At 59.4% G+C, this 24,007-nt stretch carries 15 protein-coding genes and 4 pseudogenes; 7 read left to right on the top strand and 12 right to left on the bottom strand.

Translation table 11 applies throughout. The annotated features are described in order from the left end of the window. From CINSTRO3249_RS00475 to malQ, 3 genes and pseudogenes are all read left to right on the top strand, one after another. A partial coding sequence (locus CINSTRO3249_RS00475; protein ID WP_143146880.1) for an integrase core domain-containing protein occupies positions 1 to 256 on the top strand: 256 nt, incomplete at its 5' end. Positions 257 to 294: 38 nt separating this feature from the next. Beyond that, a pseudogene (gene glgP, locus CINSTRO3249_RS16140) lies at positions 295 to 1,869 on the top strand (glycogen/starch/alpha-glucan family phosphorylase); the annotation flags it as partial. A 53-nt stretch (positions 1,870 to 1,922) separates the two neighbouring features. Next, a pseudogene (malQ, locus tag CINSTRO3249_RS00485) lies at positions 1,923 to 4,173 on the top strand (4-alpha-glucanotransferase). A 255-nt stretch (positions 4,174 to 4,428) separates the two neighbouring features. Here malQ and nfuA read toward each other — a convergent pair. Next, positions 4,429 to 5,004: a Fe-S biogenesis protein NfuA gene (gene nfuA / locus CINSTRO3249_RS00490; protein ID WP_074011715.1), complete on the bottom strand. Its 576-nt coding sequence runs from the start codon at positions 5,002 to 5,004 to the stop codon at positions 4,429 to 4,431. Positions 5,005 to 5,063: 59 nt separating this feature from the next. Further along, complete coding sequence (locus CINSTRO3249_RS00495) at positions 5,064 to 5,747, bottom strand: phosphoribosyltransferase family protein (protein ID WP_074011716.1); 684 nt, start codon at positions 5,745 to 5,747, stop codon at positions 5,064 to 5,066. Between the two features lie 41 nt (positions 5,748 to 5,788). Between CINSTRO3249_RS00495 and bioH the strand changes: the two genes are divergently transcribed. Continuing rightward, the gene (bioH, locus tag CINSTRO3249_RS00500; protein ID WP_074011717.1) at positions 5,789 to 6,562 is read left to right on the top strand and encodes a pimeloyl-ACP methyl ester esterase BioH; all 774 of its coding nucleotides are present in this window, start codon (positions 5,789 to 5,791) and stop codon (positions 6,560 to 6,562) included. A gap of 19 nt (positions 6,563 to 6,581) precedes the next feature. On the opposite strand, the pseudogene CINSTRO3249_RS00505 reads toward bioH, so the two are convergent. The 5 genes and pseudogenes from CINSTRO3249_RS00505 to CINSTRO3249_RS00525 all read right to left on the bottom strand — a co-directional run bounded on the left by CINSTRO3249_RS00505 (position 6,582) and on the right by CINSTRO3249_RS00525 (position 14,808). Continuing rightward, positions 6,582 to 8,256 (bottom strand): annotated as a pseudogene (locus CINSTRO3249_RS00505) (alpha-amylase family glycosyl hydrolase). 538 nt (positions 8,257 to 8,794) lie between these two features. Continuing rightward, positions 8,795 to 9,055 carry a FeoC-like transcriptional regulator gene (locus tag CINSTRO3249_RS00510; protein ID WP_074011718.1) on the bottom strand — a complete coding sequence of 87 codons (261 nt, stop codon included), beginning with the start codon at positions 9,053 to 9,055 and terminating at the stop codon, positions 8,795 to 8,797. Positions 9,056 to 9,064: 9 nt separating this feature from the next. Next, positions 9,065 to 11,369 (bottom strand): annotated as a pseudogene (gene feoB, locus CINSTRO3249_RS17940) (Fe(2+) transporter permease subunit FeoB). A 76-nt stretch (positions 11,370 to 11,445) separates the two neighbouring features. Next, positions 11,446 to 11,673 carry a ferrous iron transporter A gene (feoA, locus tag CINSTRO3249_RS00520; protein WP_074011742.1) on the bottom strand — a complete coding sequence of 76 codons (228 nt, stop codon included), beginning with the start codon at positions 11,671 to 11,673 and terminating at the stop codon, positions 11,446 to 11,448. Between the two features lie 792 nt (positions 11,674 to 12,465). Then, entirely contained in the window at positions 12,466 to 14,808 is a 2,343-nt protein-coding gene (locus CINSTRO3249_RS00525) for a Tex family protein (RefSeq protein WP_074011719.1), read from the bottom strand. A 151-nt stretch (positions 14,809 to 14,959) separates the two neighbouring features. Here CINSTRO3249_RS00525 and greB point away from each other — a divergent pair, with 151 nt between their 5' ends. The 3 genes from greB to envZ all read left to right on the top strand — a co-directional run bounded on the left by greB (position 14,960) and on the right by envZ (position 17,756). Next, positions 14,960 to 15,433 (top strand): transcription elongation factor GreB, encoded by a 474-nt coding sequence (gene greB, locus CINSTRO3249_RS00530; protein WP_074011720.1) that lies wholly within the window; start codon positions 14,960 to 14,962, stop codon positions 15,431 to 15,433. A 224-nt stretch (positions 15,434 to 15,657) separates the two neighbouring features. Further along, entirely contained in the window at positions 15,658 to 16,377 is a 720-nt protein-coding gene (gene ompR / locus CINSTRO3249_RS00535; protein WP_003853014.1) for an osmolarity response regulator transcription factor OmpR, read from the top strand. Continuing rightward, positions 16,374 to 17,756, top strand: coding sequence for a two-component system sensor histidine kinase EnvZ (gene envZ / locus CINSTRO3249_RS00540; RefSeq protein ID WP_084790078.1), 1,383 nt, complete (start codon positions 16,374 to 16,376; stop codon positions 17,754 to 17,756). The genes ompR and envZ overlap by 4 nt, the downstream gene beginning before the upstream one ends. A 43-nt stretch (positions 17,757 to 17,799) precedes the next feature. On the opposite strand, the gene pckA is transcribed toward envZ, so the two are convergent. From pckA to CINSTRO3249_RS00565, 5 genes are all read right to left on the bottom strand, one after another. Further along, positions 17,800 to 19,419 carry a phosphoenolpyruvate carboxykinase (ATP) gene (gene pckA / locus CINSTRO3249_RS00545; protein ID WP_074011721.1) on the bottom strand — a complete coding sequence of 540 codons (1,620 nt, stop codon included), beginning with the start codon at positions 19,417 to 19,419 and terminating at the stop codon, positions 17,800 to 17,802. 195 nt (positions 19,420 to 19,614) lie between these two features. Further along, complete coding sequence (hslO, locus tag CINSTRO3249_RS00550) at positions 19,615 to 20,493, bottom strand: Hsp33 family molecular chaperone HslO (protein WP_074011743.1); 879 nt, start codon at positions 20,491 to 20,493, stop codon at positions 19,615 to 19,617. 33 nt (positions 20,494 to 20,526) lie between these two features. Then, a complete protein-coding gene (hslR, locus tag CINSTRO3249_RS00555) occupies positions 20,527 to 20,949 on the bottom strand; it encodes a ribosome-associated heat shock protein Hsp15 (protein WP_074011722.1) in 423 nt (140 codons plus the stop codon). 15 nt (positions 20,950 to 20,964) lie between these two features. After that, positions 20,965 to 21,645, bottom strand: a complete 681-nt coding sequence (gene yrfG / locus CINSTRO3249_RS00560; protein ID WP_074011723.1) for a GMP/IMP nucleotidase — start codon at positions 21,643 to 21,645, stop codon at positions 20,965 to 20,967. 168 nt (positions 21,646 to 21,813) lie between these two features. After that, on the bottom strand, positions 21,814 to 23,943 hold the full coding sequence (locus CINSTRO3249_RS00565; RefSeq protein ID WP_074011724.1) for an IgaA/UmoB family intracellular growth attenuator: 2,130 nt from the start codon (positions 23,941 to 23,943) through the stop codon (positions 21,814 to 21,816). Between the last annotated feature and the right edge of the window lie 64 nt (positions 23,944 to 24,007).

A 24,007-nucleotide genomic window follows, 5' to 3' on the forward strand; every position in this document is an offset into this window, starting at 1 on the left:
CGGCGACTCCTACGATAATGCGATGGCAGAGAGTATCAACGGGTTGTACAAAACGGAGGTTATCCACCGCGGGAGCTGGAAAAACCGGACGGAAGTGGAGTTGGCCACGCTGGACTGGGTGGACTGGGTGGACTGGGTGGACTGGGTGGACTGGTACAACAACAGAAGGCTGCTCGGGCGGCTGGGTTACATCCCTCCTACTGAAGCCGAAATGAACTATTACGCTTTGCAATTAGCATCAGAGGAAGCGGCGTAGTATTGCCAAAATTACTCTCTAATAAACTCGGGGTTATTCAGTATTTCCAATGCGCCTGCGCGGTGGCGGATATTCTGCGCCGTCACCATGTGGCCGGCCGCAGTCTGGAAAGTTTGCCGGATTATGAGGTTATCCAGCTCAACGATACCCATCCCGCCATCGCTATCCCCGAAATGTTGCGCGTGTTGCTCGACGAACACCAGCTGACGTGGGATGAAGCCTGGCTGATTACCTCACGCACTTTTGCCTATACCAATCACACGCTGATGCCTGAGGCGCTGGAGCGTTGGGATGAGAAGCTGGTGCAGACGTTACTGCCGCGCCATTTCGCCATTATCAAACACATCAACGATCGGTTACGGGTGCTGGTGGACCAGCGTTGGCCGGGCGATAGCGCAGTTTGGCACCGTCTGGCGGTGCTGCATGATAAACAGGTACGCATGGCAAATTTATGCGTGGTATGCGGTTTCGCGGTAAACGGCGTCGCCGCGTTGCATTCCGATCTGGTGAAAAGCGACCTGTTTCCCGAATACTATCAACTGTGGCCGCAAAAGTTCCACAACGTGACCAACGGTATTACCCCGCGCCGCTGGCTGCAGCAGTGTAATCCGCAGTTGGCGGCGCTGATTGACCAGACGATTGGCAAGAGCTGGATAACGCGGCTGGAAAGGCTGAAAGCGCTGGAGCCGTTTGCGGATGAGGCGGCGTTTCGCGCTCGCTTCCAGCAGATTAAACGCGATAACAAGCGGCGGTTGGCCGACAACATACACCAAGTGACGGGTATCAGCGTTGACCCGGAAGCCTTATTCGATGTGCAAATCAAACGGTTGCACGAATATAAGCGCCAGCATTTGAATCTGCTGCATATTCTGTCGCTCTATCGCCAATTGCGGGATAACCCCGGGCTGGATACCGTGCCGCGGGTCTTTTTGTTCGGCGCCAAGGCAGCGCTGGGCTATGCGCTGGCGAAAAACATTCTGTATGCCATCAATCAGGTGGCGTACAAGATCAATAACGACCGCACGATTAATGATCGGCTGAAGGTGATTTTCATGCCCGATTACCGCGTGACGCTCGCTGAATGGATGATCCCCGCGGCGGATTTGTCCGAGCAGATCTCCACCGCCGGCAAAGAGGCATCGGGCACCGGCAATATGAAACTGGCGCTGAATGGCGCGCTAACCATCGGTACGCTCGACGGCGCGAATGTCGAAATCGCCGAGCAGGTGGGCGAGGAAAATATTTTCATATTCGGCCATACGAAGAGTTAGGTGAAGACGCTGGTCGCCGGCGGCTACAAACCGGCGCAGATCCTCAAGCAGGATAAGGCGTTGAAAGGGTTGTTGGCAGAATTGTCCAGCGGCGTCTACAGCAATAAAGACAAGCATGCTTTCGACTTGTTGTTGCAAAGCTTGCAAAAAGGCGGCGATCCTTATCTGGTGCTGGCGGATTTCGCCGCCTATTGCCGCGCCCAACAGCAGGTGGACGCGCTTTATCGCCGTCCCGATGATTGGACACGTTGGGCGGTGCTTAATACCGCGCGGGTGGGATTCTTCAGCTCGGACCGGGCGATACGCGATTATCAACAGCGTATCTGGCAAGCAAAACGTTAAGGCGGCGCGATGACCAGACACGGGGACAGCATGGACAACCGAGGGGCGCGACGATGACAGACCCGGAGGCGCTTTATCAGCGGGCGCAGCAGGCCGGCATTATTACCGAGTACGTCGACGCCTGGCAACGGCCGCGGCGCATTAGCCCGGAGACACTGCGGCTACTGCTGGCCGCCATGCCGGGGGCTGATGCCTGTAACCCCTCGGCGCCGCTGCCGCCTGTGTGGGTGACCGGCGGTAAACGTAAGCGCTCGCTGACGTTGCCGGACGGGATATCCGGGGCCTGGACGCTTACCGAGGAGTCGGGCAGGCAGCATCACGGGCAGACTTTGGTAAATCCCTTGGCCGGCGGCGAGGGATCTGCGCCTGACTCAGAACGCGGTGCGCATCAATTGACGCTGCCGGCGGGGGTGTCCGACGGTTACCACCGGTTGACGCTAAGTGCCGCAGACCGCCGTTGGGAGTGCAAAGTGATTGTCGCCCCCGAGCGCTGTTATGAACCGCCGGCGCTCCGTGCGGGCCAGCGGCTGTGGGGTAGCACTGTCCAGCTCTATACGCTGCGTTCGTCACGCAATTGGGGCATCGGCGATTTCGGCGATCTGGCGCAAATGATCGCAGGCGTTGCTAAGCTCGGTGGCGCTTTTGTCGGCATCAACCCGCTGCATGCGCTATATCCGGCCCTGCCCGACTGGGCCAGTCCCTACAGCCCCTCCTCGCGCCGCTGGCTGAATATTATCTATATCGACGTCGGCGGCTTGGACGATTTTTTACAAAGTGAACCCGCGCAGCAATGGTGGCGGCAGCCGGAAACCGGGCAGCGCCTGCAGGCGCTGCGCGCGGATGACTATGTTAACTATGCGCAGGTGATGCAGCTCAAGCTGACGGCGCTGCGTTACGCCTGGACGCAATTCCAGCGGCGAGGGGAAGGCTGTCCTGAACGTCGCTCGCTGGCCGAATTTGTCGCTGGCCGGCGGCGACAGTCTGTATCAGCAGGCCACCTTTGATGCACTGCAGCTGCAACAGGTGGCTGATAGCGGCAGCGGTCCGGGCTGGCGCGCCTGGCCGGCGGAGTATCAACAGGTCGGCAGCGCGGCGTTAGCGCGTTTCAGGCAACAACACCCGGACGAGATCGCATTTTTCAGTTATCTGCAGTGGCTGGCGGCCAGGCAGTTGGAGGGCTGTTATCGGCTCAGTCAGCGGCTGGGGATGCCGGTGGGGATGCCGGTGGGGATGCCGGTGGGGATGCCGGTGGGGATGCCGGTGGGGATGCCGGTGGGGATTTATCGCGATTTGGCGGTGGGCGTCGGCGAGGGCGGCGTGGAAACCTGGGCCGATCCTCTGCTTTATTGTTTGTCCGCGTCGGTGGGTGCGCCGCCGGACAGGCTGGGCCCGCAGGGCCAGAATTGGCAATTGCCGCCGCAGGATCCGAACGTGCTGTACGCGCGCGGCTATCAGCCTTTTATCGACATGCTGCGCGCCAATATGCGCTATTGCGGCGCGCTGCGCCTGGATCATGTGATGGCTTTGATGCGCCTGTGGTGGGTACCGCAGGGCTACGGTTCGGCGCACGGCGCTTACGTGCGCTATCCGGTGGAGGATCTGCTGGCGGTACTGGCCCTCGAGAGCCAGCGCCAACGCTGTATGGTCATCGGCGAGGATCTCGGCACCGTGCCGGAGGACATCGTCGAGAAGCTGCGTACCGCAGGCGTGTATTCGTATAAAGTGCTGTTTTTTGAACGGGATCAGGATCGGCAATTCCGTGCGCAGGCGGACTATCCCGCGCAGGCGATGGCCACGCTAACCACCCATGATCTCGCGACGTTAAGCGGCTTTTGGCAAGGGGCGGACATCGACCTGGCCCACCGACTGGGCCTGTATGACGACGAGCAAACTTGGCAACGGCTTCTGGAGGAGCGTCGTCAGGAACGGCAGGCGCTGCTGGACGCACTGCGGCGCGCGGACTGCTTACCGGCCAACACGCCTGTGCGGGCGGAAGATGTCGCTATGTCATCCGCCATGAACGCCGCCATACACCGTTTTATGGCGCAAAGCCGCAGCGCGCTGCTGGGATTACAGCCCGAAGACTGGCTGCAAATGGCGACGCCGGTCAATGTCCCCGGTACCACCGATGCCTATCCTAATTGGCGGCGTAAACTGACGCGGGATCTGGAAACGATGTTTAGCGACCCTGACATAATCCGACTGCTTACGGCGGTTGGAGACGGGCGACGCCTTGCTTTGGCGCCTGCGCTGAGCCGTTCGGCCAGGAGAGCGCAGGACGATAACGACGATCGTGCGGGGTAATGGCGTTAATAAGAACGTCGTCACCGGGCGCGGGGGGGCCTGCAGTCAGCAGCGCAGCCCAAGCCGTTTGCCCTGGCACAGCGGTCCGGGAGCGCGGCTGGGCTGAACGACCCCCATCTGCTTGAGGGCCGTCAGGCGGTCATTAGACGCCAGTTCTTATTTGCGGGGCCGTCAGGTTTAATCAGCCGCCTCTCTTACTTGGGAGGCCGTCAGACATGGGTAAGACGCCCTCTTTTACTCGGGGGCCGTCAGGCGTTAATAGTAGGAGTGCTCGCCGCGCTGATGCTCGGTGAGATCGCGCACACCCTTAAGTTCAGGGAATTTTTCCAGCAGCTCTTTCTCAATCCCTTCTTTGAGCGTGTAGTCCACCATTGAACAGCCATTACAGCCGCCGCCGAATTGCAGGATAGCCAGCATATCGTCGGTAATTTCCATCAGCGTCACCTGACCGCCGTGGCTCGCCAGCTGCGGGTTGATCTGCGACTGCAGCAGATATTCCACGCGCTCGATTAGCGGCGCGTCGTCGCTCACTTTGCGCATCTTGGCATTGGGGGCTTTCAGGGTCAGCTGACAGCCGAGCTTATCCGTGACGAAGTCGATTTCCGCATCCAACAGATAAGGCGCGGAAAGCTCGTCCACATAAGCGGAGATTTTATCAAACTTCAGTTCGGTATCGGTGGCTTCCACCGCGTCCGGCGGGCAGTAGGAGACGCCGCATTCCGCATTGGGCGTGCCAGGATTGATAACGAACACGCGGATCTGGGTGCCCGGTTCCTGATTGGACAGTAATTTGGCAAAATGTTCCTGGGCAGCATCGGTAATACGGATCATAACTTTCACTCAATAGTTGACTAAACTAGTCGGATATTATACGCCCTTTCCCCTACAGACTACAAGGTGCGGCAAATGCTCCACAGCCGCACTTCACGGGCATCATGGCGCAACAGTAGACGGCTGATTTCGCCGGCTGTGCTGCCCGTGGTAACCACATCATCCACCAGCGCCACCCGTTTGCCGGCGACATCAGCGAGGCAGACAAAGGCGCCGCACAGGTTGTGTCGGCGTTGGCGGGCGCCTAAACGCTGCTGAGGCGGCCCGCCGCGGGCGCGAAACAACCCTTTAGCCTGCCAGGGGACCCGCAGCCAGCGTGCCAGCGCGCGGGCGAGCAGTTCAGTTTGATTATAGCCCCTTCGCCAGTGACGGTAAGCATGCAAAGGCACATTAAGCAACAAATCCGGCTTCTCTTCGCCTGCGGCGGCGCGCTCACGCCAGCGCAGCCACAGCAACCGGGCAAGTACGCTGGCAAGCCCGGTTTCGCGGTGATATTTGAGTTTTTTCACCAGCCGGCTGAGCGGCGGGCGGTAATCCCCCACCGCGAGCAGGCTGTGCCAGGGCGGTGCCCGCAGCTGGCAACGCCCGCACGGCTGCCGTTCGCTGCCCGCCGGCAGCCCGCAGCGTGGGCAGGCGGTTGCCCGTTCCGCCAGCAGCACGCAAACGCAGCCGCGGCAAATGCCGTGATGACTGAACCAAAGTGGCTGCCGGCATAGCCAACAGAGGGCGCTGATTGTTAGCATAGTGTCATACCTCCTTGTTTCCGACTTTTGGACAATAGCAAATGGCGTCACTGTTTTGGCAAACAACCGGTACCGGCGATCGCGATCTTGTGCTGCTGCACGGCTGGGGATTGAATGCCGAGGTCTGGTCTTACATTATTCCGCGGCTGGCGCCGCACTTTCGCCTGCACTTGGTGGATCTGCCGGGGTATGGCCGTAGCCGCGGTTATGGCGCGTTGACCCTTGAAGACATGGCGGAGGAAGTGGCGTCACGGGCCCCCCACGGCGCGTTATGGCTGGGCTGGTCGCTTGGCGGACTGGTAGCGACGATGGTAGCGCGCCGGCGACCGCAGGCGGTCGCGGGTCTGGTAACCGTTGCTTCTTCCCCCCGCTTTTGCGCCGACGGTGACTGGCCGGGGATACGACCCGAGGTGCTGGAAGGGTTTGCGCAGGAGCTGCGCCAGGATTTCACCCGCACCGTCAGCCGTTTTCTCGGCCTGCAAACGCTGGGAACGGCGTCCGCGCGTCAGGATGCGCGCTGGTTAAAAAGCGTGGTGCTGGCGCAGCCGGCGCCCGCGACCGAGGTTCTGACCGGCGGGTTGGCGCTGCTGCGTACCAGCGATTTACGCAAGGCACTGGACTCGCTTGACCTGCCGCTGCTGCGCCTGTACGGCTATCTGGACGGTCTGGTGCCGCGTAAAGTGGTCCCGCTGGTGGATGAATTGAGCCCCGCCAGTCAGAGCATTATCTTTGCCGGCGCGGCGCATGCGCCGTTCATTTCCCACCCGGCGCCGTTCTGCCAGGCGCTGTGCGACTTCAGCCAGCGCGTATTCTAAAGGCATTGGCGCTCGCGCACTAACGATCGTTAAGCGGTTCCAGCCAATAAAAGGCGTAAGGCGCGAGGGTCAGCGGGCCGCCGCTGACAGAACCTTCGGTGCTCAACAGGCGATATTCGCCCGCCGGCAAGGTGCAACTTACCGCTTTATTCGCCAAATTAAACAGACACAGCAGCCGTTGACCGGCGGCGCGACGGTAAAAGGCCAGCAGGGCATTATCCCACTCCAGGACTTCCATGGCCGCATCAGGATGAAACGCCCGTTGTCGACGGCGCAGGCGAATAAGCGCGCTCAAGGCCTGGAATACCCGCGAGCGCAGGCTGGTTTCTTCGTCCAGCATCGCTTCTATATTTTTCAGCGGGTACTTCTCTCGATTGACCGCGCGGTTATGGCCGGCGGCCTTTACCCCTTCATAGTCATTACGCGACCCGAGGATACTTTGCACATAGACCGCCGGCACGCCGGGGAATGCCAGCAAAATGGCATGGGCGAGAATAAAGCGGCTAAGCCGCGTCTCGTCGCTATCCTCGCGCCGATTGAGCGCATCCAGGTAGGTGACATTGATTTCATACGGGCTGGTGGTGCCGTCGGTATTTTGTTTTTACGAGACCAGGGCGCCTTCCGACTCCAGATCGCGCACCAGCCGGATAATCTCCGCCTCCGGCAGAATGCCGCGCAGCGGGTTCAGACCGATCCCGTCATGAGAGGCGAGAAAATTGAAAAAGGTGGTGTCGCCGCTGCCAGTCTCAAGCCCTGCGGCCCAGTGACGCAGGGCGCGACTGCTGCCGTTGTGCAGGGCGTGCAGCACCAGCGGCGGAAGCGGGAACTGATAGACCATCTGGGCTTCATCGCGGCCGTTGCCGAAGTAGCTGATATTATCCTTATGGGGCACATTGGTTTCGGTAATAATCACCGTTCCGGGTGCGACCTCATCGCAGATAGCGCGAAACAGCTTCACCAGCAAATGGGTACGGGGGAGATGAATACAGCGGGTGCCTACCTCTTTCCACAAATAGCCCACCGCGTCGAGGCGGATATAGTCGGCGCCTTGTATCAGGTAATGTAACAGTACACCGATAACGGCGATCAAGACATGAGGGTTGTTGAAATTAAGATCCACCTGATCGGCGCTGAAAGTGGTCCACAAATACCGGGTGCTGCCGTCTTGGGCGGTGAAAGGCGTCAACAGCGGCGACGTGCGCGGGCGCGTCACGCTGGCAAGATCGGTCGCGGGGGGAAGCGCAATAAAAAACGCGTCATAGGCCTGTTGGCCCGCCAGATAGCCTTTCACCCACCGGCTTTCGGCAGACATATGGTTGCAGACGAAATCGAACATCAGCCGGGTGGTGAGATTAAGTTCGCCTATCTGCTGCCAACTGCCGACGATAGGGTTGACCTGCTGGTAATCGATAACGGAAAAGCCATCGTCGGAAGAGTAGGGGTAAAACGGCAGCAGATGCACCAGGGAAAACGTGGTGCGCAGGCGGTGGTTAAAAAAGGTGGTGAAGGTGTCGAGCGTGGGTTTTTCGGCCTCCATGAACTGGTCGGCGTAGGTGATAAGCACGACATCATCCTCATCCCAATGCGCTTTGCGCGCCTGATGCGGCGTGGATTTGGCTCTTGATGGTATCCAGTTGCCCCTGGCTTAAGGCGGCGGGATAAATCTCTCTCAGCAAGCGGGTAATGGCTTCCATCATGGCACCTTGTTGATGTGACGAACGTTCTGACACAGCATAAATGTGGCAATGACGCCTAGTTGTCACTGTAGCTATTGGTGGTGAAATCGCCAAGGGGATTGCGTCGGCGTGCGGTGGCAAAAAAGAAGGGGGCGGGAAAAAGGCCTTTAAATTTAGCTGATTAGATTCGATATTAAGAATGCGCCGGAAACCGTCTTTTTAACGTGACACCTCACGTTGGCGCAACGCAACCAGCGGCACCGGCGACTGGATAGCCGGCAGCGGCCGCTGTGCCCGCATGAACGGCAGGCGTCGGCGGCCGTAGCAAGGTGCTTATTTATTCGTCACGGGTGCCGTCGCCGACGGGCGCAACCGGTAACAGGGTAGCCGGCAGCGGCTGCTGTGCTTGTATGAACGGCAGGCGTCGGCGGCCGTAGCAAGGTGCTTATTTATTCGTCACGGGTGCCGTCGCCGACGGGCGCAACCGGTAACAGGGTAGCCGGCAGCGGCTGCTGTGCTCGCATGAACGGCAGGCGCCGCGGCCGTAGCCAGGTGCTTACTTATTCGTCGCGGGTGCTGCCGCCGACGGGCGCAACCGGTAACAGGGTAGCCGGCAGCGGCTGCTGCGTTCGCATGAACGGCAGGCGCCGGCGGCAGTATCGTCGCCGGCAACTCGCTCCACCTGTCCCATCATCTCCAGCCGTTCCAGCATCGCCGCAGCCATCGCCTGGGGCAGCCGCAGCCGCAGGCCCAGGGTGCGAGCATCTCCCTGGCCCATCAATTCCAGCGCGTCGCGCAACTGCATCAGACCGGACACCGCGCCTCCTTAATGACAGCTTTCGCTGCCGGCGGGCTGGCAACAGGGTGTCGATTCCGGCGCGCTTAGCCCCGGCTGGAAACGATCCCGGCAGCGGTAAAGACAAGCGATCAGCAGGCCGTTGACGACGATAACGGTGGCTATCGCCATCGCGCTGTACAGCGGATGGTGCATGAAGGTGGCCGTCTGATAAAACAGCGTTGCCAGCGAATAGGCCACATTGACGCCCCACAGGGCGGACAGCAGCATCCAGCCGCGACTGCTTTCGCGGGTGATGGCGCCCAGGACCGAAATACAGGGCACATACAACAGGACAAAGATCAGATAGCTATAAGCGGCAATGGCGCTGCCGAACTTACTGCTCATCATGCCCATGGCGCCACCGCTCATCTCGCCGTCGCCTTTGCTGGCTTCAATAGGGTTGGCGAGGACGCTGAAACTGAAGACATCCCGCAGACCCTGCCAGGTTTCCGTCATCGCGCCGGACAATTCATCCAGCAGATTGAACGACGTCGGCTCGAACGGGGTACAGGTGATCTGTTCGGCGGTATATAACGTATTCAGCGTCCCCACCACCACCTCTTTTGCCATTGCGCCGCTGATAAGACCGACCGTGGCTTGCCAGTTATCCTCATGGACGCCCATCGGTTTCAGCAGGGGGGTCAGCGTCTTGCTCACCGCCGCCAGCGCCGAATGATTAACGCTGTCCGCCGCTTCGCCGTGCAGGGTGAAGCTGTTCAGGGCGCCAATCACCATGCTGGCGAGGACAATCACTTTGCCGGCCCGCAGTACAAAGCTTTTCAGCCGCTGCCAGGTTTGCAACAGCAGGCTTTTGATGTGCGGCACGTGATACACCGGTAGCTCCATGATGAAGGGAATCGCTTCCCCGCGCATCAGCGTATATTTCAGCATCAGACCGGTCAGGATCGCGACCACGATCCCTAGCACGTATAGCGAGAACACCAGCGTCGCGCCGTGCTGGCCGAAGAAGGTGGCGGCGAAGACGGCGAAAATCGCCAACCGTGCGCCGCAGGACATGAAGGGCGCCATCATGATGGTCATCAGCCGCTCGCGCGGCGCGTTAAGTGTGCGTGCGCCCATCACCGACGGCACATTGCAGCCGAAACCGACGATCAGTGGCACAAACGATTTGCCCGGCAGACCGAGGGATTGCATCAACCGGTCGATGACGAACGCGGCGCGCGCCATATAGCCGGAATCTTCCAGAAACGACAGACACAAATACATAATGCCGATTTGCGGGACCAGCGGCAGTACGGTGTTGATCCCGCCGCCCACGCCCTGGGCCAGCAGCAGCGTCAACCATTGCGGCGCATGCAACTGATAGCCGAGCCACCGGGTGCCGTCGATAAACAGCGCGGCGGCCCCCCCCCTCGAACAGCGGCTGCAGGGCGCCGCCGAGGTTGATGGCGAGGATGAACATCAGATACATCACCATAAAGAACAGCGGCACGCCAAGCCAGCGGTTGAGCAGCAGGGCGTCGAGCCGTGTGGTGAGGCGGTTGGCCGGCGTCAAATGGCCGTTACTCACGGCCTGACAGAGGGCGATGATAGTGGCATAGCGGGCATCGGCAATTAACAACGCCGCATCCTGCTGCAGGCCCGCGCGCAGGCTTTCCAGCCGCTGGGGCGAGGTCAATAGATCGCGGCTGTGAATGTCCCCTTCCAGCATGTGCAACGCCAGCCAGCGCCGCTGCCGCGGCGCATAGTGGTCGGGGGTAAACGGCTGCAGCCGCTCTACCGCCTGGCGAACGGCGGGCGGGTAGTCAACCGTCAGGGACGACGCAACCGGTAACGGGCCGTCGAGCTCCGCTTTCAACGCTTCGATGCCTTCGGCGCGGGTGGATACCAGGGGGATCACCGGGCAGCCAAGTCGCCGTTCCAGCGCCGGGATATCGATGGTAATGCCCTGACTGCGGGCGATATCCAGCATATTCAGCGCCACAATGCAGGGAATCCCCAGTTCCAACAGCTGTAACGTTAGGTAGAGATTCCGCTCCAGGTTGGCGGCATCGACCACGTTGATAAGGACATCGGCCTGCCGTTCGAGGATATAACGACTGGCGATTTGCTCGTCCAGCGAGCTTTGCTGCGACAGTGCCGTCAGGGAGTAGGCGCCTGGCAGATCGACGAGCGTAATGCGCTGCGCGGGGGTGGTGAAGAAGCCTTCTTTGCGTTCCACCGTGACGCCGGCCCAGTTACCGACCCGCTGGCGGGCGCCGGTCAACTGGTTAAAGAGGGTCGTTTTGCCGGCGTTGGGATTACCGATCAAGGCCACAGTGCGTGTAGTGATCATGAATGAAACCTGTAAGCAGTGACAAATATAAACGGATTGCTCCGATCGCGCGGTGCGAAGGGAGCAGGTCGGATCAATGGCCGGTGCGGCTCAACAGCAGCAGTGACAGATCTTTTTTTCGCAGTACCAGCTGTACCCGCCGAACCTCTATTTGCACGGGATCCCCCAGCGGCGCGACGCGCACCACTTGGAACGAGCTTCCGGGCAACATGCCGAGCGACAGCATTTTCTGCCGAAAGGCGGGAGGGATCTCTTTGGCATAGCCGGTAATTTTATAATGGTGCTGCAATTGCAGTTGCATAGTGACCTTCTTGATGGTGACCGTAAGCGCGGTGGAAACGGCAATACCCGCGATACCCGGCAAGTACCGCTTGTCGGGTCGGGCTGGCGCGATTTAATTAATGCAAATGGTAAAAGTAATAGTTATTAATAACAATAATTTCAACATCTTATCACCCGAGCTAAATAAAACAAATCATCAACCAAATTCTTTTTTTTAATGGCGCATGAAAAAAAATAGTGTTCTATTTTCGGTATAACTCATTGTATTTAAAGTATTGTTAGTTTGACGGTGGCGTGGTGATTTCGTTTTTCAGCGTGGGGGTCGGTTATTTTATTTTGCATTGCCTAACGTGGGGAAAATGAAACCAGCCCTGTGCCTATTGGCTATAAATATTAAATAAGCGTCGAAAATGGTTTAATGGAAATATTATGGTAATTGTCAAAATTGGATGTAATTAACTAATGCATGGGATATAAATTAATATGGAATAATTTCAATAGTTATTTATTTACTTGTCTACCACTCCCCGGCAGATTCCACCGTGACCGCCGTGGGGCCCCCCCCCCCCGACACGCGCCGCGCGACCGTACCCTGATCGGTAAGAGTCAGGGTACGCCCGGCGGCGCCGTTAAAGGCAACGAGAGCGCCTGCGTGCGCCGTGCTTACCGCGCCAGCCTGCGTGCGCCGCGCTCACCGCGCAGGTCTGCGTGCAGCGCGCTCACCGCGCAGGTTTGCGTGCGCCGCGCTCACCGCGTCGGCCTGTTTTCGCTGCCCGCGTATTCCACCGGCCCGTTCCCGTTATCCGGCGTGTTAGCGCCGTTTGCCCAGGGCGGCCGCCAGTGCGTCGCCCATCGCGCTATTGCCCCCTGCGGCGGGGCCACCCGATTGACGACCGCCGCTGCGCGCGGGTGGGCGGGACGCCGTTGCACCGCCATCCCGTCGGCGCTCAGCCGTATCCCGGCGCGCCGGCGCCTCGCCGGGCCGCTCATCAAGCCGCATAGAGAGCGCGATGCGCTTGCGCGCGATATCGACGTCCATGACCTTCACTTTGACAATATCGCCGGCTTTCACCACCTTGTGCGGATCGTCGATAAACCGATCGGACAACGAGGAGATGTGTACCAACCCGTCCTGATGCACGCCGATATCCACAAAAGCGCCGAAATTGGTCACATTGGTCACCGTGCCTTCCAGCACCATGCCCTGCGTCAAGTCCTGCAGCGTTTCCACGCCGTCGGCAAAGGTGGCGGTTTTGAACTCCGGCCGCGGGTCACGGCCCGGCTTTTCCAGCTCTTTAATAATGTCGGTAACGGTGGGTAATCCGACGCGCTCATCGGTGAAGCGGGACGGGCTCAGGCCGCGCAGCGTCGCGGGGTCGCCCATCAGATCGCTGAGTGATTTCTCCGTGGCCTGTAAAATCCGCTCCACGACCGGATAACTTTCGGGATGTACGGTAGAGGCGTCGAGCGGATTGTTGCCGTGATTGATGCGCAGGAAGCCGGCGCATTGTTCAAACGCCTTCGGGCCCAGGCGGGGCACTTTCAGCAACTGTTGACGATCGCGGAAACGGCCGTTTTCATCACGCCAACTGACAATGTTTTGCGCCATCATGCGCGTCAGGCCGGCGACGCGGATCAGCAGCGGCACCGAGGCGGTATTGAGATCAACGCCGACGGCGTTGACGCAGTCCTCGACCACCGTGTCCAGCTTTTTCGCCAGCAGGCTTTGGCTGACATCGTGCTGATATTGACCCACGCCGATGGATTTCGGATCGATCTTGACCAGCTCCGCCAGCGGATCCTGCAGTCGGCGGGCGATGGAAACCGCCCCGCGCAGCGAGACATCCAAATCGGGAAACTCCAGCGCCGCTAGCTCCGAGGCGGAATACACCGACGCGCCGGCCTCGCTGACGATGACTTTTTGCCCTTTCACATCGGGATAACGCTTCTGGACCTCGGCATAAAACCGTTCGGTTTCTCGCGACGCGGTGCCGTTGCCGATGGCGACCAGTTCCACGTTATGTTTCAGACACAGCGCTGCGACCGCCGCCGCGGCTCTGTCGGTCTGGCCGGTGTGGGGGTAGAGGGTATCCGTCGCCACCAGCTTGCCGGTGGCATCCACCACCGCGACCTTAACGCCGGTGCGCAGCCCCGGATCCAGGCCCATGGTAGCGCGCAGCCCCGCCGGCGCCGCCATCAGTAAATCATGCATGTTGCGGGCGAAGACCTGAATGGCTTCTTCCTCGGCCTTTTCACGCATACTGCCCATCAGTTCGGTTTCCAAGTGCATCAGAATTTTGATGCGCCAGGTCCAACTGATCACCGTTTTGCGCCAGCTATCGGCCGGCGCCTGATTGAAGCGTACCTGCAAATGATCGGCGATCATCTGTTCGCAGTAGCTGGCACGCGGCGGCTCGTCTGCGTGCGGATCGGCGTTCAGCGCCAGCTGCAACACCCCCTCGTTGCGTCCGCGCAACATGGCCAGCGCACGGTGCGAGGGGACCTGAGACAGCGGTTCATGATGATCGAAGTAGTCGCGGAATTTGGCGCCTTCTTCTTCTTTACCGGGCACCACCCGCGCCACCAGATGAGCATTTTTCCACAGATAAGCGCGGATTTTCGCCAGCAGCGCGGCATCCTCGGCAAAGCGCTCCATCAGGATATAACGCGCGCCGTCAAGGGCCGCCTTGGCGTCGGCCACGCCGGCATCAGGGTTAACGAAACCGGCCGCCGCAGTATCGGGGTCGGTAGACGTGTCCTGCCAAAGCCGGTCGGCCAGCGGCGCCAGCCCCGCCTCGATGGCTATTTGGCCGCGGGTGCGGCGTTTGGGTTTATAGGGCAGGTAGAGATCTTCCAGCTCGGTTTTGCTCAAGGTCGCCTGAATAGCCGACGCCAGCGCCTCGGTAAGCTTGCCCTGTTCGTCGATGGATTTCAGAATACTTTGGCGCCGTTCATCCAGCTCGCGCAAATAACCCAGCCGCGTTTCCAGCGTGCGCAGCTGCGTATCGTCCAGCCCGCCGGTGACTTCTTTGCGATAGCGGGCGATAAAAGGCACGGTGTTACCTTCGTCCAGGAGCCGCACCGCGGCGTCTACCTGGTCCGCCCGGGCTTTCAGCTCGCTGGCGATAAGATGGTTCAATGACTCTCTATTCATGCGTTAACGTTCATCTTGTCATAAGGATTGCTTGGGCCTGCACAGTTATACGGTTTGCGGCGGCAAAATGCCAGCCGCCCGCGCCCATTCACCCCCGCCGCTGCTATGGTATATTGCCGCAATGGGCGAAAGTGTGTGATGACAGGTGACGATGAAAACCAACCTTATTACCCGTCAGGGCTATCAGGAATTGCAAGATGAGCTGGACCATCTATGGAAACGCTACCGACCGGAGATTACCGAGAAGGTGGCCTGGGCCGCCAGCCTGGGCGATCGCAGTGAAAATGCGGATTATCATTACAATAAGAAAATTCTGCGCGAAATTGACCGGCGGGTGCGTTATCTGCGCCGCGTGCTGAAAGAGGCGCGGGTGGTGGATTATTCGCCGCAGCAGGCGGGGCGAATATTTTTTGGCGCCTGGGTGGAGGTGGAAAACCCGGAAGGGGAAACCAAACGCTTTCGTATCGCCGGTCCCGATGAAATTTATAAACATAAGGACTATATCTCCATCGATTCGCCCATGGCGCGCGCCCTGATCAAAAAGGCGGTGGACGACGAGGCGGAGGTGGTGACCCCCGGCGGGCGTCGCACGTGGTATATCACTGACATCTCTTATCAAGAATGACGTGTGCGGGTCGAGGGAGGACCTTGGTGGCCGTTAATTATTATTCGCGGCGGCGCGACAGATGTTATTATCAGGTCGATCGCGCGCGGAAAGTGTTGATAACTACGCATCTTCATATGCTTTGTAACAATTTCGCTTAGAATGGTCACCTGAATTCGCTGTCAGTGATCCACCGGTTTTTGAACAATATCCTTTACGGGCGTTTCGCCTTTGGGAGAGAGATAATGCAAGAGAATTACAAAATCCTGGTTGTGGATGACGATATGCGCCTGCGGGCGCTCCTTGAGCGTTATTTGACCGAGCAGGGCTTTCAGGTACGCAGCGTCGCCAACGCCGAGCAGATGGACCGCTTGCTGACGCGCGAATCCTTCCATCTGATGGTGCTGGATCTGATGCTGCCGGGGGAGGATGGGCTGTCCATTTGTCGCCGGCTGCGCAGCCAAAGCAACCCGATGCCGATCATTATGGTCACCGCCAAGGGGGAGGAAGTGGACCGCATCGTTGGCCTGGAAATCGGGGCCGATGACTATATTCCCAAGCCCTTCAACCCCCGTGAACTGCTGGCGCGTATCCGCGCGGTGCTGCGCCGGCAGGCTAACGAGCTGCCGGGGGCGCCGTCGCAGGAAGAGGCCATCATCGCCTTTGGCAAGTTCAAGCTTAATCTCGGTACCCGTGAGATGTTCCGTGAAGATGAACCGATGCCGCTGACCAGCGGTGAGTTCGCGGTGCTTAAAGCGTTGGTCAGCCACCCGCGCGAGCCGTTGTCCCGTGATAAACTGATGAATCTGGCGCGCGGCCGGGAGTATAGCGCCATGGAGCGCTCAATCGATGTGCAGATCTCGCGTCTGCGGCGCATGGTGGAAGAAGATCCCGCCCATCCGCGCTATATTCAGACCGTGTGGGGTCTGGGCTATGTCTTTGTACCGGACGGCAGTAAAGCATGATGCGATGGCGCATCTCTCCGCGCAGTTCTTTCGCCCGCAGCCTGTTGTTAATCGTTACCTTGCTGTTCGTCAGCCTGGTAACGACCTATCTGGTGGTGTTGAATTTCGCCATCTTACCGAGTTTGCAACAGTTCAATAAAGTGCTGGCTTATGAAGTCAGGATGCTGATGACCGATCGGCTGCAGTTGGAAGATGGTACGTTATTGGAAGTGCCGCCGGCATTCCGGCGCGAAATTTACCGTGAATTGGGTATTTCGCTGTACACCAATCCGGCGGCGGAAGAGAGCGGTTTGCGCTGGGCGCAACATTATGAATTCCTGAGCCAGCAAATGGCTCAGCAGCTGGGCGGCCCGACCGATGTACGCGTCGAAGTCACCAAAAATTCCCCTGTGGTCTGGCTGAAAACCTGGTTATCGCCGGATATTTGGGTACGCATCCCGCTGACCGAAATCCATCAGGGTGACTTCTCGCCGTTGTTCCGTTACACCCTGGCGATTATGTTATTGGCCATCGGCGGCGCCTGGCTGTTTATCCGTATTCAGAACCGGCCGCTGGTGGATTTGGAGCATGCCGCGCTGCAGGTGGGTAAGGGCATTATACCGCCGCCGCTGCGGGAATATGGCGCCTCGGAGGTGCGCTCGGTCACGCGGGCGTTCAACCAGATGACCGCCGGCGTCAAGCTATTGGCGGATGACCGGACCTTGTTGATGGCCGGCGTCAGCCATGATTTGCGCACGCCGCTGACCCGCATCCGCCTGGCAACCGAAATGATGAGCGCGGAAGACGGTTACCTCGCCGAGTCGATCAATAAAGATATCGAAGAGTGCAACGCTATTATCGAGCAGTTCATTGATTATCTGCGCACCGGCCAGGAAATGCAGACCGAAATGGCGGATCTCAATAGTATCCTGACCGAGGTGGTGGCGGCGGAGAGCGGCTATGAGCGCGTGATCGAAACCTATATTTGCGGCGAGGAGCTTATTGTTAACGTTAATCCGCTGTCCATTAAACGCGCGGCGCTGAATATGGTGGTGAATGCCGCGCGCTACGGCAACGGCTGGATAAAGGTCAATAGCGGGCGCGAAACCAATCGGGTCTGGTTTGAGGTCGAGGATGATGGTCCGGGCATCCAGCCGGACCAATTACAGTACCTATTTCAACCGTTCGTGCGCGGCGACAGCGCGCGCAGCACCAGCGGTACCGGCCTCGGTCTGGCCATTGTTCAGCGCATCATCGATGCGCATGCCGGTAAGTTGGAAATCAGCCGCAGCGCGCGACAGGGCTTGCGTATCCGCGCCTATTTGCCGCTGCCGGTCGCGTCGGTGGATCACGGCGCCAGCGTCAGTAAGGCCAAAGCCGCCGGCAAAAGCGCCGACTAAGCGGCGGCTCAGGCAGAGCCGCGCCTGACGCGGCCCAGCCGGTTCAGCGCTGCGGACCCGCGCTCACCAGCGCCACCCCCGCCGGCGTGTCGGTGAACTTACTAAAATTCTCGATAAAACGCTGGGCCAGGTCGTCCGCCTTGGCCCGCCATTCGTCGACGCTGGCGTAAGTGGTACGCGGATCAAGTATCGCGCCGTCCACGCCCGGCAGCGCGGTCGGGATCGATAGATTGAAAACCGGCAGGGTAGCGGTTGGCGCATCGTCGATATCGCCGCGCAGTATGGCGTTGATAATCGCCCGGGTGTCCTTAAGGGAAATCCGTTTACCGCTGCCGTTCCAGCCGGTATTGACCAAATAGGCGCGGGCGCCGGCGGCGTGCATGCGTTTAGCCAGGACATCCGCATAGGCGGTGGGGTGCAGCGACAAAAACGCTGCGCCAAAGCAGGCGGAGAAGGTGGGCACCGGCGCCACCACACCCCGCTCGGTTCCCGCCAGTTTGGCGGTAAAGCCGGACAGAAAATGATATTGGGCCTGTTCCATCGACAGACTGGCGACCGGCGGTAGCACGCCGAAGGCATCCGCCGTCAGGAAGATGACCCGCGTCGCGTGTCCGGCGCGCGACACCGGTTTGACGATATTATCGATATGGTCGATGGGATACGACACGCGGGCGTTTTCGGTTTTGCTACCATCGTCGTAATCCACGCTACCGTCCGCCCGCACCACCACGTTTTCCAACAGCGCGTTACGGCGGATCGCCTGATAGATTTCCGGCTCCGCCTCGGCGGAAAGGCGGATGGTTTTGGCGTAACAGCCCCCTTCAAAATTGAAGACGCCGTCGTCGTCCCAGCCGTGTTCATCATTCCCTATCAGGCGGCGGCGCGGGTCTGTCGATAGCGTGGTTTTGCCGGTGCCGGACAGACCGAAGAACAGCGCCACGTCGTCATCGATGCCGACGTTGGCCGAGCAATGCATGGAAGCGATGCCTTTAAGCGGCAGCAGGTAATTCATTACCGAGAACAGCCCCTTTTTCATCTCGCCGCCGTACCAGGTTCCGCCGATAAGCTGAATGCCTTCGGTCAGGTTGAAAGCGACAAAGTTTTCCGAATGCAGGCCTTGTTCACGCCAATCGGGATTAGTACATTTGGCGCCGTTAAGCACCACAAAATCCGGTTCAAAGTCGCGCAGTTCTTCAGCGCTTGGCCGAATGAACATGTTTTTAACGAAATGCGCCTGCCAGGCGACTTCGGTCACAAAACGCACCCGCAGCCGGCTGTCCTCATTGGCGCCGCAGAAAGCATCAATGACAAACAGGCGCTTGCCGCTGAGCTGCTGGCCGACCCGCCTTTTGAGGTGATCCCAGGTCTGCTGGTCAAGGGGATGATTGTCATTGGCGCCTTTGCCCTGATCGGACCACCACAGGGTGTCACGGGTTTTATCGTCGCGCACCACATACTTATCGAACGGTGACCGGCCGGTGAAAATCCCGGTGTCGACCGCCACGGCGCCCGATTGGGTCAGCGTACCGCGTTCAAAGCCGCTGAGGGCGGGGTCGGTTTCTTCTGCAAACAGCTGATCGTAACCCGGGTTGTACACCAGTTCGCGGCAGCCCGTTATTCCATAACTGAGCCATTGCTGCGGGGTAATACTCTCACTTACCATGTCACTGCTCCTTAGTTTAACAAGTACCGTTAGCGATTGTAGGGGTTAGCGGTGGGCGCGCCGAGAGATAAATCAAGGATTAACCTGAGCGGGCAGGCTTTTCATTATTTTGCGGACTGGCGCACGGAAAATAAGTTATTACCTTAACATATGCCGCCGGAGAGGCAATCGTCCGGCGGAGCAATAGGGTAAATCCTAAGCCTGAGGGGAACGCCCTTGCGCCGCCTGCTGTTGCAGGTCAGCAATGGCGTCGGCATCGAAACGATAATGGCTACCGCAAAAATCGCAATGCATATCGACTTCGCCGTCTTGCTCAAGCATATCGTTCAATTCCTGCTCGCCCAAAGTCATCAGGGCATCGGCGCAGCGCTGGCGTGAGCAGGTGCAGCGGAATTGCACCGACTGCGCCGGGTAAACGGTGACGTTATCTTGATGATAAAGGCGATACAAAACGTCGTTGGCCGGCAATGCAAACAGTTCGTCGCCCTTCACCGTTGCGGTGAGCTGCGCCAGATGATCGAAATCGTCGGCGCGGGTATCCTGGCCGGGTAATACCTGCAGCAGCAGACCGGCGGCGGCCACCTCTCCCTGATACTCTCCGGTGCGGATAAACAGCCGCGTCGGCAACTGCTCCGATTGCAGGAAGTAGTTCTCCAGGCAGTCCGCCAGCCGGGGCCCTTCCAGACCCACCACACCCTGATACCGCTCCCCTTCGGCGGGGGTCAGGGTTATCACCAGATAGCCGTTGCCCACCATTTGCGCCAGGGTGGCGTCATCGGCGATATCGCCGTCGATGCGCGCCAGACCGCGCATATTCTGCCGATCGTCGCCGTTAATGACCGCCAGCCGCAGCGGGCCATCTCCCTGCAACTGGACGGTAATTTCGCCGGTGAATTTCAGCGTGGCGGTAAGCAGGCTGGTGGCGACCAGGAGTTCCCCCAGCAACGTTTTCACCGCCGGCGGATAATTGTGCTGGCCCAGCACCTGGCGGTAGGTTTCCTGTAATGACACCAGCTCACCTCTGACGGCATAGTCTTCAAAGAGGTAACGGTGCAGTTGGTCTTGATGGGTCATCATGGTCTCTCATGCCTGCGGCGCCGGGAGGGGTTATTCCGCCTCGCCCGAGTCGCCATATTTAAATTTAATCAGATTGCGGCGTTCTTTTTTGTCCGGGCGCCGGTCCGGGTGGGGCATGGTCAGGGCGTTGTGTTTCCGCGCCTCGGCCATTTTCTCCCGCTTGGCGATACTGACGTCGGTTTCCTGATACAATTGCTGTGCATCGCTGGCCGGACGGCGCTGATCGCTGATAGCGAGCACCCGCACCTGACGCTCGTCGTTGCCTTGACGCAGGGTTATCTCCGCGTCCAGCTCCATGGTTTTGCCGGGTTTGCTGCGCTGCCCATTGTAATGGACCTTGCCGCCCTCAATCATCTCGCGGGCCAGGGCGCGGGTTTTATAAAAACGCGCCGCCCACAGCCACTTATCCAGCCGCACGGCCGTAATATCGCCGTTAACGTCTTTGGGTTTCATGTTGCCTCCTGAGTGTCAGGACATCATTTCAGCCAGCGCGGGCAGCAGCGCGCGATAATCGTTCAGCGCCGGATGCCGCTTGAATGTTTGCGGCGCCAGCCCGGAATCAGGGTTGCTGACGCCGAGACAATAGCGGATACCGAAGCGGCTGGCCGCGTCAAGGATCGGCTCGCTATCGTCGATAAACAGCGTCCGCGCCGGATCAAACCCGGTATGCGCATGTACGCGCTGCCACAACGGTTGATCTTCCTTGGGATAACCAAATGTATGGGTGGAAAGTAATAAATCAAGGTGCTGATCGAGACCGGTAAAGCGCATTTTCACCGCCAGACCGTCGGGGTGGGCGTTGGTCAGCAAGAGGGTGCGCCGGCCGTGCTGGCGCAATGCGCTCAGTAGCGGCAGCGTGTCGTCGCGCAACCGCAGGGTATGACCCAGTTCAGCGGTCATGGCGGCGATATCCAGCGCCAGCCGCCGGCTCCAGTAATCGAAACAGTACCAGTTCAAGGTATGGCGCACGCTGTGATATTCGCGGTCTATCAGAGCGCCGGCCTCAGCCGGGGTGATACCGCGCCGTTGGCTAAGGGCCGCCGGTACGCGATGCAGCCAGAAGTCACGATCGAAGGCCAAATCCAACAGCGTGCCGTCCATATCAAGAATGACGGTATCAATATGGAGCCAGTCGATGACTGCGGACATGCGGACTCCAGGACGTGAGCAGGGCAAGGCGGAGGGGCTGCGGCAAGACGCCAAACGGCCCGGTCAACCATCAGAATAGCATATTTGCCGCTCGACCGGGGGGCTATTGACGGCTATCAACCGCAGCAAACGCGGGGGCCGCTCAACCGGGTTTGCCATTGACGGCTATCAACCACGCCAAAGGCGGTTGCCGCTCAAGCCCATCGCGTCGTGGCTGAAGCAGTTGTCATAATAGCGCTGGATATCTCGCGCCCGCCGTCGGCCATTATGCAGGCGGCGCACCAGCAACACGGCGTTGAGTGCGGCAAGCGTCAGCAGCAGTATCAGCAACAACGTGGCACCCACGTTGCGCCACAGGGACACCCTTTCGGGCTCGTTATGCAGCGCAATATGGCGGGTACCGTTGGCATCGACGGTAATATTGGTGATGATGCCCTCGGCGTTAAACGGTGTATGCAACAGTTGTGTAGACAACCGTTGCAGCTCGTGCCATTGCGCCAGGCCAGTATAATCGTTGAAATTTACGGCGGGGGGTGGAGTCTGGACCAGCTGTTTTTCTTCATCGCTGCGGATCAAAAATCCGCCCGGCGGCGGGCTGTTGAGCGCGTTGGTGGCGTTGCGTGTCTCGCTGGCAAAGTAGTACGAGGTTGCGGCGTTGACCAAGGCTTCCAACGTATCGGCACTAACCGGCCGCAGCAGCACATTTATTCCTTTCAACGATCCGGCGCGGGCGCGTTTGACGATAGTCGGCCAGTCGCGCCCATTGGCCAGATTCACCAGCGCCGCCTGCAGTCGTTGGCAGGGCGCGGCGTCATCCTGACACAACTCCTGAGTTTTCAGTACAATGTCGCTGAAATCATCAAGCAAGATCATGCCGGATTTCTGAATGGCGGAGGCCAACCCCGGGGTGATTTTATTTTCATTGTCCAAAGCCGGGTGCAATTGATTATTCACCGCCGTCAGCAGCGATTCGGCACGATCGACCGTATCGGATTCCGGCATTGGCAGCGGGACGGCGTTGTTCCAGTAAATAGCCGAACAATCGAACGGCAAGAACGGCGTTCGGCCGTTGTCGCTTTGCACATAACACATCCCGGTACCGCGGGCCGATAGGGTATCACCGATGCGCAACGTGGCCTGGTTCAAGGCGGCGACGCTATCGACACGCACCGTTTGCGCCCCCTGCAGCCAGGCTACGCTCAATTTCAGCGGCAGCGAGAGCGGTACGTAGGCCAGCAGCAACGACAGGATCAGCAGCGAACTGCACAGCATCAGCAAATTTCCGCCCCAGCGTTGCAAAGGGAAATGAGTCACTTCGTCATGTAGCGAAAGGTAACGGCCCTGGCGCACGACTTGGCTGGAGAGGTAAATATCGATATCGGTTTTCTGGTCCAGATCGCGGGCGATATATGGCTGCCAATGCGCCGGGTATCTCAGATCGAGGCTGCCGAGAGAAATATTGCTGATGCTGCCCTGGTCGGACTCGCCGAACAGTCCCCAGCGCCGGGGGATCCCGCGCAGGCAGTGAATATCTTGCCGATTGCGCAGCGGCGTCGGGCGAAATCGCAGCCAGGCGGCCAGCCCGGCCGGCAACCCGGCCAGTGTCGCCAGCCAAGGCTGCGCCACGATGGGCGCCAGCAGGCTCAGAAGTATCAACAGCAGCGCCGCGCTGCACAGGGCCGCTTCGCGTCGCCCGGACGGACGGCTGATGGCGCGCTCTTGCGGCGTTTCCTTACGCACCTTAAGCAACTCAACCTGTTCATTGCCCTGCTCGCGCATTGATGAATTCGGCACCACCGCCGGCGCCGGCACCACCACGGACGGCGTGTCGTTCAACAGCGAATGGCCGTTTAGCGAAATCACCAGCGGCATGCTGTCGGTCCGTATCAGCTCGACATGGTTTTCCTCGGCAATGTATTGCTCCCATTGCGACGGCAAATGAATTTCAATGTTGTCGAGATAATAGCGCCATTTATGCGGCGCATCGGTCGCCAGGCCATAGCGGGTGATGGCGTGGGTACCGGCATAGACGTTATCGCTGCGCGGTGTCAGAGAAGCGCCCGCCGCCGCAGGCTCCGGCGCGCTGAGCGGCGTCGCGCGCGCCAGCGGCTGGCTATGATGGAAATAGTGTTCGATGGCCGCGCGCTCTTCCGCGGTCAGCTTACGTGGAAAAGGTTTGATGAACGACAGACGTTTAACGGAGACAGGGCGGGTGCGCCGGCGATAATAGCGCCAGCCGATAACGGAAACCACCGCACAGGCAAGCGCGCCAGCCAATACAGTGACGATTGCGCTCATGCTAACCCCACCCACAACTTCATAAGTAACACACCAAAATTAACCGTCGCTACAAGGATTCTCG

It is taken from the genome of Candidatus Sodalis sp. SoCistrobi, assembly GCF_900143145.1.
Lineage (GTDB): Bacteria > Pseudomonadota > Gammaproteobacteria > Enterobacterales > Enterobacteriaceae > SoCistrobi.